We start from the raw sequence: 17065 nt of genomic DNA on the forward strand, positions 1-17065 counted from the left end.
TCGCCAAGGATGGACCGTACGCCCCGCCTCTGCACGCCCAGCGCCGGGCCCGACCGCTGCGCCGATCTGAGCGTGGTGATCCCACTGCATGACAAGGCGCCCTTCATCGCGCGGACGCTCGCCTCGATCGAGGCGCAGCGGCCTGCGCCTGCCGAGGTGGTGGTGATCGACGACGGTTCCAACGACGAGGGCGCCGCGCTGGTGGAGCGGATCGCCACGCGTTCGCCGCTTACCATTCGGCTGATCCGGCAGGACAATCGCGGCGTGAGTGTCGCGCGCAATGCCGGGATGCGGGCCGCGCGGCGCGACTGGATCGCCTTTCTCGACGCCGATGACGCCTATCTGCCGGGCGCGCTGGCCGCGTTCGAGCGCGCAAGGCGGACGGTCCCGGGGGCGGAGGTGATTTTCGGCGAGGTGTGCCATGCGGGGCTGGACACATCGCCCGCGACGGAGCTGGCCGAGACGCCTATTCTCTCTCTGAGCGATTACTTCGCGCATCTGGTTCGGGGCGGGCCAGAGGTTACCGCCTCCTCGGTGATGATCCGCCGTGGCGCGCTTATCCGCGCGGGCGGATTTCCCGAAGGCGTCACGGTCGGCGAGGACAGCGACACGTGGTTTCGGCTGGGCTGCGAGGCGCGGTTTGCCTATCTCCCCGCCCCCGTCGCCCGCTACCACATCGAAGACGGCGCGAGCGGCTGGCGCGCGCATCAAGGCGAGGTGCCGCATTGGCATCAGACCTTCGCGGACTGGATCGCGCGCGGACGTATCGCTTTGCCGCGACGGAGGAGCGCGGCGCGGTTTCACGCCTATTCCTGCCTGCATGCGGTGATCTGGCAGGCGAATGTGGGCCATCGGGATGCGGCACTCGCGCGGCTGGCGCAGGTTAATTGGCAGGTCGCGCCGAAAGCGCTCTGGGCGAAGGCGCTGATGATCGCGCTCGCGCCTTGGCTGCTGAGGGCGTGGTTGCGATTGAAACCCCGGAGAGCCGCGCGATGAACGGGGGGGAGCTGGATCTGTCCCGCGCGATCCGTGCGCAAGCTGACGCCCTTGCCGGGGATTTGCAAAGGCTGGCAGAGGCGCCGAGCCCTGCGGCACTGCAGCAGGCCCGCACGGGCTGTGCCTTGCTCGCCCATCACCTCTCGCAAGGAAACGCCGCGCAGGGCTTCACGGCTTTGGCGGGATGGCTGAAGCTGACCTTTGGCGCCGTCCGGCTGTCTGAGACAGAGGCGGGCTGCGACACGACGCTCGCCGCACTCTGGCATGACAGGCTCAGCCCGGAGCTGTCGGAGGCTGCCCGCACCACGCTCATCCAAGGCGTGGCTCGGTTGACCGAGACGCTGGCGCGACCGCCCGGTCGTGCGCTGCGCGTGCTGTTCATCGGGGATTGCCTGATCTGGGACATCGCGACCCAGCTTCAGATCGCGGCGGCGGCGGAGGGCATCGCGATCACGCCGCATCTCTGCGCCCAGCGCGACAGGGCAGAATTGCGCCGCGCGCTGGAGCGGGCTGGCCCGGTCGATCTGGTCTTCTACGCCCCTTTCGGGTTCGGCTTCGCGCAAAGCTATGCCCGCGCCCTCGCGCACGGCGCCCTCCTGCGCCCGATGGCGCGCGACCTGCCCGGTTTACGCGCCACGCTGGATGAGGTGGAGGCGACGCTGTCCCACCTCCTCGCGCGGACCGATGCCCCGATTTACCTGCACGACGTCTCGGGCGCGCGGCAGGCTTCGGGCTGGCACGGTGCGCTGGCGGATCACATCGGCGCGCGGAGGCGGGCCCGCGTGGCGACGTGGCTGAACGAGAGGCTCGACGCGCTGGCGCAGCGGGCGGCGCGCCCGGTTCTGCGCATCCCGGAGGCTGCAGAGGCGAATCGTCTCGGGCCAGCGGCGGGGCGCGTGCTCTTCGAGGCGGGCGATCTGCACCCCACGGCGCTGGCGGCATCGCTCGCACCCGGCCCCTATCTGCGCGCCTGCCGTGCGGCGCATCTGCTCTCGCGGCGCAAGCTGGTGGTGAGCGATCTCGACAACACGCTCTGGGCCGGTGAGATCGGCGAAGGTCTGATCACCCATCACCACGACCGTCAGGCGCTGCTGTTGCGATTGAAGGCGCGCGGGGTGCTGCTCGCGGTGGCCTCGAAGAACGATCCGACGAATATCAGTTGGCGGGGTGCCGCACTGCGGGCCTCCGATTTCGTCGCGCGCGAGATCGACTGGGCGCCGAAGGCGGGCAATATCGCCAAGATCGCGGCGCGGCTGAACCTCGCGCCCGAGAGCTTCGTCTTTCTCGACGATCGCGCGGATGAGCGCGCGCTGGCCGAAGCTGGGTGTCCGGGGCTGCTGGCGCTCGACCCGAACGCGCTGGAGACTTGGCAGTTTCTGGACGACTGGGCCGATCAGCGCGCTTCGTTTGCGGGCTCCGACCGCACCACGCTCTATCAGGCGCGGGCGGCGCGGCAGGCCTATGTCGCCACGCCTTCCGAAGACCCCGGTGCCGCCTATCGCCAGCTTGGACTGCGGGTCGCGATCCGCACCGCCAAAGGGCGCGATCTGTCCCGGATCGGCGAGTTGATCGCGCGCACCAATCAGTTCAACACGACGCAGGTTCCGATCTCGGCCAAGGAGCTATCCGATCCCTCCCGCCATGTGCTGATTGCCGAGGCGGGCGACAGGTTCGGGTCGATGGGGATCGTGAGCGCGCTCGTGATCGCGGATGGGGCCGAGGCGGGTGAAATTACCCAATTCGTTCTCAGTTGCCGGGCCTTCGGCTACGGGATCGAGACGGCGCTGTTGCAGACTGCGCTGGCGGCACGCCCGGGACGCCGTCCCTTGCACGGACGGATCAACGAGAGCCCCCTCAACGCGCCGTGCCGCGACGTCTATGCCGCGAACGGCTTCACGCTGCGGGACGGGATATGGACGGCACAGGAGCCACGGCCCGATCTGATCCCCGACTGGCTGACCCTCGACATCGCGCCCGACCTGCGCGCGATCCCCGCACAGGCCTCGGCATGAGCGCGGGTCTGCCCCATCGGCGCGACATTCAGGTGCTGCGCGCGCTCGCGGTGGGGATGGTGGTGCTCTATCACGCGGAGCTGCCCCTCGCGGCCGGTTATCTCGGCGTCGACATCTTCTTTGTGATCTCGGGCTACCTGATCACCGGGATGATCGCGCGCGCGCTGGCGGAGGGGCGGTTTTCCTTGCGCACATTCTACCTATCGCGCGCCAAACGCCTGCTGCCTGCGGCCTTTGCCGTCTATCTCGCAACCGCTGTGGCCGCGCTCTGGCTGCTGTCGCAAGCCGAGATGGCGCGGTTCCTCGACACGCTCGGGGCGGCGTTGAGCTTCACCTCGAATATCGCGCTTTGGCGGAGTGTGAATTACTTCACCGCCGGCGCGCAGTTGAACCCGCTTCTGCATAGCTGGTCGCTGTCGCTGGAGGAGCAGTTCTACCTCGTCACGCCCCTCGCCATGCTGATTATACCGCGCAGGCACTGGCCGTTGCTTTTGCTGGGGGCTCTAGCGATCAGCCTCGCCGGCTGCCTCGTTTTGGCCCCGCGCAGCCCGGTTGCGAGCTTTTTCCTGCTGCCGACGCGGGCGTGGGAGCTGATGGCCGGGGCGGTGGTGATGCTGTTCGAGCCGCGGATCGAAAGGCGTGCTGGGCGCTGGCTGCGCCTGCTCAGCCCCTTGGCGCTGGCCGTATTGCTGGCGGTCTGCGCCATCGCGCCGGGTGCGGGCTGGGGCTCGGTACATCCGGGGCTGGATGCGGTGATCGTGGTCGGGGCCACGGCGCTTGTGATCGCGGCGCGACCGCCTTGGATGAATGGCAGCCATTGGGTGATGCGACCGCTCCTCTGGCTCGGCGGGATTTCCTATGCGCTCTATCTCGTGCATTGGCCGCTTTTCGCGCTGACGCGTAATGCGTGGCTGGATGCGCCTTTGCCGCTCTGGCTGCGACTGAGCCTGATCGCTGTTTCGCTGGGGCTCGCCCATCTGCTGCATATCGGGATCGAACGGCCGCTGCATAGCGCGCCGCTGCCCTCATGGCCGCGCGCGGCGGGGCTGGCGCTTGGCGGGACGGTGGCGCTGTGGCTGATCGCCCTCGCCCTGCCCGGCCTGCGCACGCCTCCGCGCGACTACCTCGCGCTCGGGGCCGCCAATACCGGGATCGCGCCGGGATGCGACTTCACCGGGGCGTTCGACCCGGAGGCCCTGTGCACGACAGGCCCCCGCCCGACCACGTTCCTATGGGGCGACAGCTACGCGATGCATCTGGCCGCGACGCTGCCGCCCGAGATCGGCCCCGTCGCGCAGGCCACGAAATCCGCCTGCGCGACGGTGCTCGGCCTGTCCCAAATACAGCCGGAGGTCGGTCAGGATGCCATCTGGGGCGAAGGCTGCATCCGCTCGAACGCTGAGATCGTCGCCTATCTGCAAGCCCATCCCGAGATCACCCGCGTCGTCATCTCCAGCCCCGTCGCACAGATCCTCGGCTCTGAACCGCAGGGCCTCGCGATGGAGCGCGGTCGGATCATCCCCGTGGCGATGAGTTTCCCCCGAGGCCGCGCCGCCTTGCACGCGGCTGTGCAGGCCATCGCCCGCCCCGACCGTCAGATCGTCGTGGTCAGCCCGCCGCCCTCTGTCGGCACCAATTTCTTCGCCTGTCGCGAACGGGCCGAAAGCGGGCTTTTCAGATTCGGCCCCCGTGCGCGCTGCGAGATGCGGCAGACGGAGGCGCGGGCCTATCGCGCGCAGGCCTTCGCGGCGCTCGACGGGCTGGAGGAGATCGAGGGCGTGCGCGTACTGGACCTGATCGGCGTCCTTTGCCCCAATGATACCTGCCCGCTGGAGGAAGCCGGCACGCCGCTTTACCGCGACGCGGGCCATCTGAGCATCCAAGGCGCGCAGGCCTTGGGCGCGCGCGACGCGTTGGGATTTCGCGCGTTGTTCGGTCTGGACGAAAAACTCACGCGGCTGGAGAAATGAAAAACCCGGCCGCTGGGGGCCGGGTTCATTTCAAATCGCGATGGGCGCGCTCAGCTCAGGCCGAGCTTCTTGAGCCGGTTCTCGCGGAGCCGGGCGAAATCATCGCCCGCGTGATAGCTCGAGCGGGTCAGCGGCGTGGCAGAGACCATCAGGAAGCCCTTGCCGTAAGCCGCCTTCTCGTAGTCGCGGAACTCGTCCGGGGTGATGAAACGCATCACCGCGTGGTGCTTCGGCGTCGGCTGCAGATACTGACCGATCGTCAGGAAATCGACGTCGGCCGAACGCATGTCATCCATCACCTGACGGACCTGCGGTGCGTCCTCGCCCAGACCGACCATGATGCCTGACTTGGTGAACATCGACGGGTCCAGCTCTTTCACGCGCTGCAGCAGGCGCAGCGAGTGGAAGTAACGTGCACCGGGGCGCACGCCGGGATAGAGGCCCGGCACGGTTTCCAGATTGTGGTTGAAGACATCGGGGCGCGCCTCGACGACTTTCTCCAGCGCGGCGGGCTCGCATTTCAGGAAGTCCGGCGTCAGGATCTCGATCGTGGTGTCGGGCGAGCGGTGACGGATCGCGCGGATCGTCTGGGCGAAATGCTCCGCCCCGCCATCGTCCAGATCGTCGCGGTCGACCGAGGTGATCACGACGTGGTTCAGACCCAGCGTCTCGACCGCATGGGCGACGCGGCCCGGTTCGAACACGTCGAGCGCGTCCGGGCGACCGGTGGCCACGTTGCAGAAGGAACAGCCACGGGTACAAATCTCGCCCATGATCATCATGGTGGCGTGACCCTGGCTCCAGCATTCGCCGACATTCGGGCAGCCTGCCTCTTCGCAGACGGTGACCAGCTTGTTGGTCTTCAGAATGTCGCGCGTCTTCTTGTAACCTTCCGAGACCGGCGCTTTCACGCGGATCCAATCGGGTTTCTTGGGCTGAGCATTGTCGGCGCGATGCGCCTTTTCGGGGTGGCGTTCACCGGGCATCTTGAGATCGCGCATGATCCATCCTTTCGGAGTGCGGTTGATCGTCACATAAGCCGATTGCGTGTCGGATGCAAATGCGCAAGCCCGAAGGCAGCCTTGCACATCGCGCGCGGCTGACCCGAGCGTAAGCGGCGGTCAGGATCACCACAAGGATAACGAATTCAAAGAGGCCGAACATCTCCGCGCCTCCGAAAGGGTCTCGCACAGCGAATGCCGCAACTGCAAAGTCAGCGATTGTGACCGAAAGGGACATCCGCTAGTCAATACACTCTCCAAAACGCAACCTCCCCAACCGATAAAGGAGACCTCCCCATGCTTTCCGGTTCGAAACTGCCTGAAGTGACCTTCCACACCCGCGTGCGCGATGACAGCATCGAGGGGCCGAACCCCTTCCGTTGGGAGGACAAGACCACCTCGGATTACTTCGCAGGCAAGCGCGTGGTGCTGTTCGCACTGCCCGGCGCCTTCACCCCCACCTGCTCGACCTACCAGCTGCCCGGCTTCGAGAAGGGCTTCGACGATTTCGCCGAGCAGGGAATCGACGAGATCTACTGCCTGTCGGTCAACGACGCCTTCGTGATGAACCAGTGGGCCAAGGCGCAGGGCCTCGAGAACGTCAAGGTGATCCCCGATGGTTCGGGCGAGTTCACCCGCCGCGTCGGCATGCTGGTGCGCAAGGACAATCTGGGCTTCGGTCTGCGCTCGTGGCGCTATGCGGCCGTCGTCAATGACGGCGTGGTCGAAGCCTGGTTCGAAGAGCCGGGCCTTGAAGACAACCACGGCGAAGACCCTTATGGCGTCTCCTCGCCCGAGACCGTCATGAACTGGCTGGTCGACGCCAAGGCCGAAGCGGCGGCGTGACCCTATGCCGGCCCGTTATCGGGCCGGCTACCAACGGATCGGGGCGCACGACGATCAGAAGCGTCTGCGCGCCTGCGCGACCAGCCCCTCGCCGGCTTTTTGCAAGACCTGCGCGAGCGGGTCGAACCATGCCTCGGCATCGGACACTTCGCGGGCACGGACCAGCCTTACAGTCCGTGCCGGCTCCTCGTCGAACCGGCTGAGCGCGAGCGTCGGGAAGGCCCGGGTTTCCTGCAAGCTCGCGATCTCGGGCACCAGCGTCAGCCCCATCGCCTGCCCGGCCAGCGCGCAAAGCGTGGTCAGCGAGGACGCCCCCAGATCGATGCGCTGCGCCGCCCGCGTCAGCCCGCATAGCGCCAGCGCCTGATCGGCGAGGCAATGACCTTCGTCGAGCAGCAAGAGCTGATCCGGGTCGATCGCCTGGGGACTGAGCCCGCGCACCGTGGTCAACTGATCCGGCGTCCCGGCCAGCAGGAAGCGATCTTCGAACAGCGGTGTCTCGAACAGTTCGGGCGCAGGCGTCGCGATGATCGCGGCATCGAGGCGTCCCTCGGCGATCTCGGCCAGCAGCGACTCAGTCGTGGCCTCGCGCAGCCGCAGCCCCCCTTGCGCGCGCAGCCCCGCCAGAGACGCAGGCAGCAGATAGGGCGCAATGGTCGGGATCACGCCAAGATTGACCTGCCCCAGCCCGCGCCGCGCCTCGGACTGGAGATCGCGCAACTCGCCCGCGACCCGCTCGGCGGTCTCCAGCACCCGCCGCCCGGCTCGCGTCAGCCGCACATCGCGCGGGCGGCGCTCGACCAGCGGCTGGCCCACCTGCTCCTCCAACTCACGGATTTGCACCGAGAGCGCGGGCTGGCTGACATGGACGATCTCAGCGGCGCGCGAGAAAGAGCGCGCCTGACCGAGCGCCCGCAGATAGGTGAGTTGGCGAAGCGTGATATTCATAACCTTCGATTATCGCCACGCGAAAAAATATACAACTTTGCATTATATCGCTTTCGCGTGGGTCGCTCATGCCAAGAAGGAAGCCGTAAGGGTGCGCGCCATGGCCGGCAGGACGCGGACCAGCGACAAAAAGAAAGGGCGCGAGAAAATATCACGCCCTTTCTTTCGCTTTATCAGAGTCTTGCAAAGAAAAGCTAAGGTAACACCTTAACTTAAGCGGACTGTTAGGCATTGAGGGTTCGGCTGAGTGAGAACGCCCGGACCGCCACTCACCCAATCATCGGACTGGCACCGCCATAGGTGTCGTCGTAATGCCGCTTGAGGCGTTGCAGAGCGATGCGGAGGACGATCTTGCCCGAGCGTGCCGACCAGCCAAGCCGCTTCTCCGCCGTCTCCAGACCTTCGAGAAAGCAGCAGCAGCGTAGCGCCATGTCGCCCAGACCCGGCCCCAGATCGCGCAGCGCCAGCGCCACCCGCTCGCGCGCAGTGTCGGAGCCGCCGCCCATCGCCAGCTCGGGGCGATACTGACCGCGCCCGCCGCCGCCGGTCAGGAACCGTTCCCAGTTCTGCCCCACGCGCGGGCCCATCTGCGCCAGCTCGAAATCCTCGCGCAGACGCTCCCCTGCGGCGACGAGATCGGCGCCGAGGAACGGCCGGCCCTGTTTGTCACGCCGCCGCGCGAGCACCGCGAGCGGGCTTTCGGCCAGATTGGCGCGCACCCGGCGCTGATGCCCGTCCGCGTCGGCGCGCGTCTCGTGGACGAACTCGCCATGTTGCGCGGCGAAGGGATTGGCGGCGGTCTCGCCGCGTGCCGCGGCCTCTTCTTCCAGCACGCGTTTCAGCGCCGCGCGGCCCGCCTGCGTGATCTCGTAGCTGGTGACGCGCCCCGCATGGGCGACCTCGATCCAGTCCTTGAGCGCGAAAGCCTGCGCCACCGCACGCTCCAGCACCGCCGTGCGCACCGTGCCGCGCAGCACCACGGCCTTGTCCATCTCGCGCCCCACGATCAGGAGCGCACCCGGCTCGGCCAGGCGGCGCAGAATGCGGCGCGTCTCGCGGCGCAGCTGGTCTTCATCGGCGGGCGTCTCGGAGGGGCGGAAAGCAGCGGTCATGGGCGTGTCCTTTTGGAGCACGGTCGTCATCGGAGCCTCGGGATAATTGGCGGCGCCCGGCCCGGCCGCGCGGCCAAGACGTTCGAGCGCTTCATCGACCAGCGGATCGTCCCGCCGCGCCTCGATCCGGCGCACGCGGCGCAGGATGGTCGAGGCCGCGCACCCTTCCGCCCGTGCCAGTGCCCGTATCGGAACGCCTTCTTCGACATGGCGCAGATAGAGTCGGGCATGTTCGGGCAGCCAGGCGGGAAGCGCCGCCGGGGCCGGTGCGATCGAAGTCATATTGTCCCCCAGATTGCGCCGCGAAACGCGCGACGAGTCCGTCCGGTAACAACCGTGAGTTGCTTTGGTTACCCGTTCGTTAATAAACGGGACGCCAGCAAGAATTCCTTAAACTTCCTAAACAAAGCTTTGCGGGGCGCGCGCTTGAGGGCGAAATTGCGCAACACCGCCTGAGGCTGGGTAACGCTCGGGATCTCACCTCAAGGGAGTTTCCGATGACCTTCGCATTTCGCCAGAAATCCACGCCCGCCGTCCACGCCGCGTCGCCGCTGCGCCTCGTCGAACCGACCGCAGCCGACAGTGTCGCCCCCGACCCCGATCCGGTCACCGCCGTGGCGAAGCTGCGCCGCCCGCGCCTGTTGATCCGCGCCGCCCGGCACGGGCTGAGCGATTACAGCCGCAAGCGCGACCTCAAGCGGGTGATGCGGATGAGCGAGCTGCCGCGTCCGGGAACGGCCCTGCGCGCGTTGATGGCCGAGGAAGCGGCGCTCGATCACGCGCGGCGTGCGGGCGAGGCGACCTATTCGGTCGCCCGCCATATCGAGCTGCTGATCGCGCTGCTGGCGGAGGCGCGGCTTGCGCCGCAGCCCTCTGAGGAGAGCGCGAGCGCCCCTTCGCTCAGCGCGACTTGAAGAGCGAGCCGAGAACCCCGCGCACGATCGTCTGGCCCGTCTTGGTGCCCAGCTGACGCGCAAGGCTCTTGCCGAAGGTCTCGAGGATCGTATCGGACCGGCGGGAGGACGTTTTGCGCGTCGGCTTCGACTTCGCCGTCGGATCGTAGCGCCGTGCATTGTTGAAACTGTCGAAGCCCTCTTCGATCTCGGAGCGGCCCGCAGCGGTCTTGGCCGCTTTCTCGCGCGCCTCGGCCTCCGCAGCCTCGCGCGCGGCCAGTTCGGCACGCTTGGCGAGAATCTCCTGCGCCGACTCGCGATCCACGGGCGTGTCGTATTTGTCGCCCAGACCGCTTGAAGCGATCACCGCGGCGCGCTCGGTATCGCTGAGCGGGCCGAGGCGCGACTGCGGCGGGCGGATCAGCGTGCGCTCGACCATGCCCGGCACGCCCTTCTTCTCGAGGAAGGAGGTCACCGCCTCGCCGGTGCCGACCTCCTTGATCGCTATCTCGGTGTCGAAGCTCGGATTGGCGCGGTAGTTCTCGGCCGCGCGGTGCAGATCGCGCTGATCCTTCGCCGTGAAGGCGCGCAACGCGTGCTGCACCCGGTTGCCAAGCTGGCTGAGAATGCCATCGGGCACGTCGCCGGGGTTCTGGGTGATAAAGAACACCCCCACCCCTTTTGAGCGGATCAATCGCGCCACCTGCTCCACCTTGTCGACCAGCGCCTTGGGCGCGTCGTCGAACAGCAGATGCGCCTCGTCGAAGAAGAAGACCAGCTTCGGTTTGTCGGGGTTGCCGACCTCGGGCAGCTCCTCGAACAGCTCCGAGAGCAGCCACAGCAGGAAGGTCGCGTAAAGCTGCGGGCTGCCCATCAGCTTGTCGGCGGCGAGGATGTTGATCTGACCCATGCCGTTTTCATCGATCTGGATCAGGTCGGCGAGGTCCAGCGCGGGTTCGCCGAAAAATTGCGCCCCGCCCTGATTTTCCAGCACCAGAAGGTCACGCTGGATCGCGCCGATCGTCGCGGTGCCGACATTGCCGTATTCCAGCGCGATTTCGTCCGCGCGCTCGCCGATATGGCGAAGCATGGCGCGCAGGTCGTCGAGGTCGAGCAGCGCCAACCCCTCCTTGTCGGCGATGTGGAAGGCGATATTGAGCGCGCCTTCCTGCGCCTCTGTCAGCCCCAGAAGGCGGCTCAGCAGCAGCGGACCCATCTCGGAGACGGTCGTGCGCACCGGATGGCCCTTCTCGCCGAACATGTCCCAGAAGACCGTCGGATAGGCGCGATATTCCAGATCGAAACCGATGGTCTGCGAGCGCTCCATGAAGGCGTTGTGCAGCTTGGCCTCGGTCGAGCCGGTGGCCGCGATGCCCGACAGATCGCCTTTCACATCGGCCATGAAGACCGGCACGCCCGCCTGCGAGAAGCCTTCCGCGAGGATCTGCAGCGTCACCGTCTTGCCGGTGCCGGTCGCGCCTGCAACCAGCCCGTGACGGTTGCCGTATTGGAGCTTCAATTCCTGCGGGCTTGCGTAGCCTTCCCCACCGCCCCCAACGAACACACCCTCTTCGGTCAGAACACCGGTCATCTTGCCCTCGTCAAACAAATTCGGCTCCGACAATACTACCTTAACCCTTTTGCGCCAGTCTGATCCTGCCTCCGGAGTGCGCTTTTGCGCGGATGGGGGCACTTCCTCCCTGTTGAACTGGCCGCGCCACGCTTGGCGCGGTCTTTTTCTTCTGTGCCAAGGAATTGCGTCCCGGAGTTCATCGCCTCACCGCCTGTCACACTTCCTCAACTTTGCCTGTTGACCTGTGAAAAATTACGGCCTAGCGTACCGGCAATGACGAAGTCGGCCAGTCCGACAGGGGGAAAAGGAAGGGGTCCCGAACGGGCCCCTTTCGCTTGGAAAGCCCAGCTTTCGCGCCCCCGGAACCCCCGATCCGGCCCGCGCGAGACGCGGCTGAATCGCTCCCGCTCTTTCGGCGAAATCCTCCGCCTTCCCCGCCTCTTATGAAGGCCGTCGAACGGCTCACGAAACTGTGGCAGTTTGCCGCCGATCCGTGAGCGCCGCTGCGGAATTCGCCACTGACAGGGGCGCAGCCCCGTGTTAAGCCTTCGCCCAATACGTTTCAGGAGAAGAGTAATATGTCTCAACTGACGAAACCGCTCGCCCTCGCTCTGGCCCTCGGCCTTGCAAGCGGGGCGTGGGCGCAAGATACCACCTCGAGCGATACGACCACGACTCCGCCGGCGGATGCGACCGCAGGCGCGACTACCGATGGCGCGACCACCGATGGCGCGGCGACCCCGGCGGCGGATGCGGGCGCAGACGCAGACACCAGCGGCACCGATCAGGCGGCCGACGGCCAGACTGCGCCGACGATGCCCGGCGCCGACCAGCAGGCCCAGAAGCCGCAGGAGCCGCAGACCTACATCAAGGCGACCTACGAAGACTGGCAGCTGCAATGCGCCAAGTCGCCCGACGGCAAGGATCCCTGCCAGATGTATCAGGTGATCAAGGACCAGAATGGCGGCAACGTGGCCGACATCTCGGTGATCGGTCTGCCCGATGGCAGCCAGGCCGCTGCCGGTCTCACCATCATGGTGCCGATGCAGACCCTGCTGTCGCAGAACCTCGTGATGCAGGTCGATGGCGGCAAGGCGATGGTCTACCCCTATTCCTTCTGCGACCCGCGCATGATGGGCTGCTTCGCCCGCTTCGGCGTCAGCAGCGCCGAGCTCAACTCGCTCAAGAAGGGCAGCAAGGCGACGATCACGATCACGCCGCTGGCCAACCCGCAGCAGAAGGTGAAAGCGGATATCTCGCTCAAGGGCTTCACCAAAGCCTTCGACGAAACCGTGAAAACCAACAAGGAAAACGGCGTTCAGCAGTAAGCTGGATGGATGAGCTTCGGCTCGCAACCGGTTGAAATCAAAGGCGCCGCGCCCACCCGGGCGCGGCGTTTTCATATCGTACGCAAGGCCAGAACCGCGTTGAGCCCGCCGAAAGCGAAGGCATTCGAGAGCGCCGCGCCGACCTGCGCCTTGCGGGCCGTGTTGGGCACATAATCCAGATCGCAGTCGGGATCGGGCGTGGCGTAATTCGCCGTCGGCGCGATGACCCCATCGCCAAGCGCCATGAGGCAGGCGATCAGCTCCACCGCCCCCGTGCCGCCGATGCAATGGCCGTGTAGCGCCTTGGTCGAAGACACCGCGACGTGATCGGCCGCTGGGCCGAGCGCCGCGCGGATCGCGGCGGTCTCGATCCGGTCATTGGCCGCCGTCCCGGTGCCGTGGGCGTTGATGTAGCCGACCTCTTCAGGCGCCATGCCCGCGTCGCTCAACGCGCCGGTGATCGCCGCGGAGGCCCCGTCGAGCGAGGGCATCACGATATCACTCGCATCGGAATTCATCGCAAAGCCCGCAATCTCGGCCAAGGGCTGCGCGCCACGCGCCTCGGCGCTCTCCAGCGTCTCGATCACAAAGACGCCCGCGCCCTCGCCCTGCACCATGCCGTTGCGATCCGCCGAGAACGGGCGGCAGCCATCGGGCGACATCACCCGCAGCCCCTCCCACGCTTTCAGCCCGCCGAAATTGAGCATTGCTTCAGAGCCGCCCGCGAGCATCCCTTCCGCCATGCCCGAACGCACCATCTGGAACGCGAGGCCGATGGCGTGGTTGGAGCTGGCGCAGGCAGTGGCGACGGCAAAGCTCGGCCCTTGCAGCCCATAGCGTATCGAGAGGTGCGAGGGCGCGGCGTTGGCCATCAGCTTCGGCACCGTCAGCGGATGGACGCGGTTCTTTTGATCTGCGAAAACAGCGCGATAGGCGTTATTCGCGGTGGTGTGCCCGCCGCCTGCCGACCCGATGATGCAGCCCCAGCGGGCGGGATCCGGGGCTGCCTCCAGCCCCGCCTGCGCCATCGCCTCCGCGCCGGAGATCAGCGCGTATTGAGTGAAGGGATCGTATTGCGCGAGCTGCGCCGAGGTGAAGCGGGCAGATGCATCGTAGCCGTGGATCTGGCCACCGATGCGGATGCTCAGCCGCTCCACATCCTGAAAGCTGAGGGGCCCGATGCCGCTGCGCCCCTCCGCCATGGCCGCCTTGGTCGCCGCAACACCCTCGCCGAGCGCGTTGATCGTGCCCGCGCCCGTGATCACGACGCGCCGCATCAGGCGACGGCGGTCGACGGTTTGCCGCCAGAGACGAGACGCTCCACCGCGCCCACGATCGCCCCGATCGAGGACATATCGAATTGCGAGGCGGCGGGTTCGTTGGCGTTGAACGGCACCGAGACGTCGAAGGCCTCTTCGATGGCGAAGATCACTTCGACGAGGCCGAGGCTGTCGAGCCCCAACTCGTCGAGCGTCATCTCGGGCGAAAGTTCGGAGGGCTCACGAAGGGCTTCGCGGGCGATGATCGAGAAAACCTGGTCTTGCACGTCTGGCCTCATATCTGGGGTTACTCCGTGCCGCCTTTTTGCGTGAGTTTCGTAACAGTTTCTCGAAGCTCGGCCATTTGCGCAAACAATCTCGGCAATCTGCGGACAGATTTGTTGATCTCGAGTTGCGTTTCCATCTTCACCGCCGGGCTCCCCCAGATCGTACGGCCTTTGGGAACGTTGGTATAGATATTGGTGCCGCCCGCCGCGATCACGTCGTCGCCCACGGTGATGTTGTCCGAGACGCCGCATTGGCCGGCCAGCACCACGCGGTGCCCGATCCGGGTCGAGCCCGCGATGCCGACCTGACCGCAAAGCAGGCAATCCTCGCCCACCTGCACGTTATGGCCGATATGGACCATGTTATCGAGCTTGCTGCCCGAGCCGATCGCGGTCGCGCGCACCGTGCCGCGGTCGATACAGGCGTTGGCGCCAATCTCGACATCGTCGCCGATCTCGACCGTGCCGAGCGAATGGATGCGGAACCATTTCTGCTCCGTGATCTCTTCGCGCTGCTCCAGCGTGTGGCGGATTTCCTCGACCCCCGAAGGATCAGGCGTGACGAAGGAAAATCCGTCCGAGCCGATCACCGCGCCGGGCTGACAGACCAGCCGGTCGCCGATCAGCACCCGCGCCCCGATCCGCGCACCCGGATAGATCAGCGCGTCAGAGCCGATCTGCGCGCCTTCCGCGATGGTCACCTGCCCCACGATCCGCGCATTCGGACCGATCTTCACCTCCTTGCCGATCACGGTGAAGGGGCCGATGGCGGCATCCTTGCCGATGATGGCGGTCGGGTCGATCACACAGGTCGGGTGGATGCCGGGCTCGACATTGGGGCCGGGATCGAAGGCTTTCGACAGCCCCGCCATGGCGAGACGCGGGCGAGTCACGAAGACCGCCGCCTCCAGCCCGAGCGCGCGCCAGTCCGCGCCCTCCCACAGAAGCGCCGCGCGGGCCTTACCCTCGCGCAGCCCTTCGGCGTATTTCTCGCTCATCGCGAGGGCGATCTGGTCGGGTTCCGCCGTCGCAGGCTCGGACGCGCCGGTCACCTCGATCGACAGGTCGCCTTCGGCGCGGGCGTTCAGCGCCTGCGCGATATGCTCGATTGTCTGGGACATGGCCGATCCTCTCATGGTCGCATGAGGGCGCGCTTGCCGCCCCCGTTGCCAGAGATTTAGCTGTCCTGCGTGCCCAATTCCACCCCGGCCTTTTGCAAGGCATTGAAGAGGATCGCATCACGCCCATAGACGTCGCGGCGATACTCGACATGCCCCGACGCGGTCGGCCAGGCGGTGAAGTAAGTCAGATGGACCGGGACGTGCTTTTCCAGAGGCACGACGGTCTCGCGCCCCGAGTTGAGGATGCGCTTGAACTCCGCTTCCGGGTCGGAGCTTTGCGCGCCCAGAAGCGTGTAGGCCAGATCGAAGGGATCGCCGACGCGCACGCAGCCATGGCTGAACGCCCGCGTCTCTTTCTTGAAGAGCGATTTCGACGGCGTGTCGTGCAGGTAGATGTTCCAGCGGTTCGGGAACAGGAATTTCACCAGCCCCAGCGCGTTGCGGTTCGACGGCGGCTGCTTCATCGCGAAGGGGAAGTTGCTCGCGTTATAGGCGGCGAAATTCACCGCAGAGCGCGGCACGACCCGGCCCCGGCTGTCGATCAGCTGAAGCTGGCTCGCCGCGTTCGGATTGCGCTTCATCTGCGGCAGGTATTCCTTGGTCACGATCGAGCGCGGCACATGCCAGGCCGGGTTGATGACCATCCGCTCCATCTCGTCGGAAAACTCCGGCGTGCGGCGGTCCGAGCTGTTCTGCCCAACCACCGTCACCGAGCGGAACGTGGTCTTGCCATTGTCGACCACGCGAACCGAGAAATCGGTGATATTGACCCAGACGTAACGGCCCGAGAAATCGATGCCGTTCATCCAGCGCAGACGCTCCATCGCGACGAGGATGGCTTTCATCCGCGCTTCGGGGCTCTTGTTGATCTCGCCCAGCGTGCTCGGCCCGGCCACGCCATCGGTCGCAAGCCCCTGATCGGTCTGGTAGGCCTGCACGGCCTTCTGCATCTCGGCGTCATAGGTCGCGCTGGCAGAGCGGCCCAGATAGCCCATCCGCTGCAGCCGGTCGCGCAGCGCCACGACGTTCGGCCCGCTGTCGCCGGGCTCGAGCTTGGTGCCGGGCACCGTCGGCCCCCAGCCGCCCGCTTCGATCTGATGCTCCAGATCGAGGCGCGCTTTCACCAGCTGCGCATATTGCGGCATCTGGGGCGCCAGCTCGCGCAGGAACAGCGCCGGGTTGGTCGAAGCGGCGAAGGCCGTCATCCGGGCTTCGGGATCGGCGCGCTTGGGTTCGCGCTTGATATCGGAGATGACGCTATGCGGGTCGAGCACGCCATGCGACAGGTCATGGGCGTAATCGAGGAAAATCTGGCTCATCTTCACTTCGAGCAGACCGCGCTGACGCTCGGACTGGACGGCAGCGAAGGCGACACGCAGCCCCTCGGGGTCGTAATGCGCCGTGGGCAGCCCCTGCATCGCCGACAGATCGAGCGCGCGCATGAAAGCCGCGCGGCGGCCCGCATCCTCGGCGGCGGTCCAGATCGGCCGGTAATCGCGGGCGGCATAGAAGGCGGCCAGAGCGGGATTGTCAGCGGCAGCTTCGGCCACGGCCTGAGTGAAGCCCGAAAGCTCGACGCCAGCCAGCGGCGACATGGCCCCTTGGGCAGCAATCTGGGCAGTGCCTTGCGCCTGAGCGCCGGCGGCGAGCGTAGCTAGCGCGAAGGCCAGCCCTATCTTACGGAAATTGCGCGTCATAGCGTCTAAACCCCTGCCCGGA

Annotated in this window: 14 protein-coding genes; 6 read left to right on the top strand and 8 right to left on the bottom strand. The window is 66.5% G+C overall.

Annotated elements, in window-relative coordinates; all coding sequences use genetic code 11:
* The first annotated feature begins 9 nt into the window (after nucleotides 1–9).
* The 3 genes from BMI86_RS01070 to BMI86_RS01080 are packed head-to-tail and all read left to right on the top strand — an operon-like array spanning nucleotide 10 to nucleotide 4978.
* On the top strand, nucleotides 10–996 hold the full coding sequence (locus BMI86_RS01070) for a glycosyltransferase family A protein (RefSeq protein ID WP_168173758.1): 987 nt from the start codon (nucleotides 10–12) through the stop codon (nucleotides 994–996).
* Nucleotides 993–3008, top strand: coding sequence for an HAD-IIIC family phosphatase (locus tag BMI86_RS01075; RefSeq protein WP_078539392.1), 2016 nt, complete (start codon nucleotides 993–995; stop codon nucleotides 3006–3008). Before BMI86_RS01070 ends, BMI86_RS01075 begins: the two co-directional genes overlap by 4 nt.
* The gene (locus BMI86_RS01080; protein WP_168173759.1) at nucleotides 3005–4978 is read left to right on the top strand and encodes an acyltransferase family protein; all 1974 of its coding nucleotides are present in this window, start codon (nucleotides 3005–3007) and stop codon (nucleotides 4976–4978) included. The genes BMI86_RS01075 and BMI86_RS01080 overlap by 4 nt, the downstream gene beginning before the upstream one ends.
* Before the next feature lie 50 nt (nucleotides 4979–5028).
* On the opposite strand, the gene lipA is transcribed toward BMI86_RS01080, so the two are convergent.
* Complete coding sequence (lipA, locus tag BMI86_RS01085; protein ID WP_078519270.1) at nucleotides 5029–5979, bottom strand: lipoyl synthase; 951 nt, start codon at nucleotides 5977–5979, stop codon at nucleotides 5029–5031.
* A 297-nt stretch (nucleotides 5980–6276) separates the two neighbouring features.
* On the opposite strand from lipA, the gene BMI86_RS01090 reads away from it, so the two are divergent.
* Complete coding sequence (locus BMI86_RS01090) at nucleotides 6277–6825, top strand: peroxiredoxin (protein ID WP_078539393.1); 549 nt, start codon at nucleotides 6277–6279, stop codon at nucleotides 6823–6825.
* 54 nt (nucleotides 6826–6879) lie between these two features.
* Here BMI86_RS01090 and BMI86_RS01095 read toward each other — a convergent pair whose 3' ends face one another.
* Together BMI86_RS01095 and BMI86_RS01100 are read right to left on the bottom strand one after the other, a co-directional pair.
* On the bottom strand, nucleotides 6880–7773 hold the full coding sequence (locus BMI86_RS01095) for a hydrogen peroxide-inducible genes activator (RefSeq protein ID WP_078539394.1): 894 nt from the start codon (nucleotides 7771–7773) through the stop codon (nucleotides 6880–6882).
* 269 nt (nucleotides 7774–8042) lie between these two features.
* Nucleotides 8043–9167 (bottom strand): DUF6456 domain-containing protein, encoded by a 1125-nt coding sequence (locus tag BMI86_RS01100; protein ID WP_078539395.1) that lies wholly within the window; start codon nucleotides 9165–9167, stop codon nucleotides 8043–8045.
* A 215-nt stretch (nucleotides 9168–9382) separates the two neighbouring features.
* On the opposite strand from BMI86_RS01100, the gene BMI86_RS01105 reads away from it, so the two are divergent.
* On the top strand, nucleotides 9383–9799 hold the full coding sequence (locus tag BMI86_RS01105; protein ID WP_246831604.1) for a DUF6477 family protein: 417 nt from the start codon (nucleotides 9383–9385) through the stop codon (nucleotides 9797–9799).
* On the opposite strand, the gene BMI86_RS01110 is transcribed toward BMI86_RS01105, so the two are convergent.
* Nucleotides 9786–11369, bottom strand: coding sequence for a helicase HerA-like domain-containing protein (locus tag BMI86_RS01110; RefSeq protein WP_078540393.1), 1584 nt, complete (start codon nucleotides 11367–11369; stop codon nucleotides 9786–9788). The genes BMI86_RS01105 and BMI86_RS01110 overlap by 14 nt on opposite strands.
* A 560-nt stretch (nucleotides 11370–11929) precedes the next feature.
* Between BMI86_RS01110 and BMI86_RS01115 the strand changes: the two genes are divergently transcribed.
* Nucleotides 11930–12679 (top strand): invasion associated locus B family protein, encoded by a 750-nt coding sequence (locus BMI86_RS01115; protein WP_078539396.1) that lies wholly within the window; start codon nucleotides 11930–11932, stop codon nucleotides 12677–12679.
* Nucleotides 12680–12750: 71 nt separating this feature from the next.
* Here BMI86_RS01115 and BMI86_RS01120 read toward each other — a convergent pair whose 3' ends face one another.
* Genes BMI86_RS01120 through BMI86_RS01135 form a run of 4 tightly spaced genes read right to left on the bottom strand, consistent with a single transcriptional unit; the run spans nucleotide 12751 to nucleotide 17043 of the window.
* Complete coding sequence (locus tag BMI86_RS01120; RefSeq protein ID WP_078539397.1) at nucleotides 12751–13956, bottom strand: beta-ketoacyl-[acyl-carrier-protein] synthase family protein; 1206 nt, start codon at nucleotides 13954–13956, stop codon at nucleotides 12751–12753.
* Nucleotides 13956–14237, bottom strand: coding sequence for an acyl carrier protein (locus BMI86_RS01125; RefSeq protein WP_078519276.1), 282 nt, complete (start codon nucleotides 14235–14237; stop codon nucleotides 13956–13958). Before BMI86_RS01125 ends, BMI86_RS01120 begins: the two co-directional genes overlap by 1 nt.
* Before the next feature lie 8 nt (nucleotides 14238–14245).
* A complete protein-coding gene (locus BMI86_RS01130) occupies nucleotides 14246–15346 on the bottom strand; it encodes a UDP-3-O-(3-hydroxymyristoyl)glucosamine N-acyltransferase (RefSeq protein WP_078539398.1) in 1101 nt (366 codons plus the stop codon).
* Between the two features lie 56 nt (nucleotides 15347–15402).
* Complete coding sequence (locus BMI86_RS01135; RefSeq protein WP_078539399.1) at nucleotides 15403–17043, bottom strand: L,D-transpeptidase family protein; 1641 nt, start codon at nucleotides 17041–17043, stop codon at nucleotides 15403–15405.
* Nucleotides 17044–17065 lie beyond the last annotated feature (22 nt).

This window comes from Thioclava sp. DLFJ5-1, assembly GCF_002020115.1.
GTDB classification, from domain to species: Bacteria; Pseudomonadota; Alphaproteobacteria; order Rhodobacterales; family Rhodobacteraceae; genus Thioclava; species Thioclava sediminum.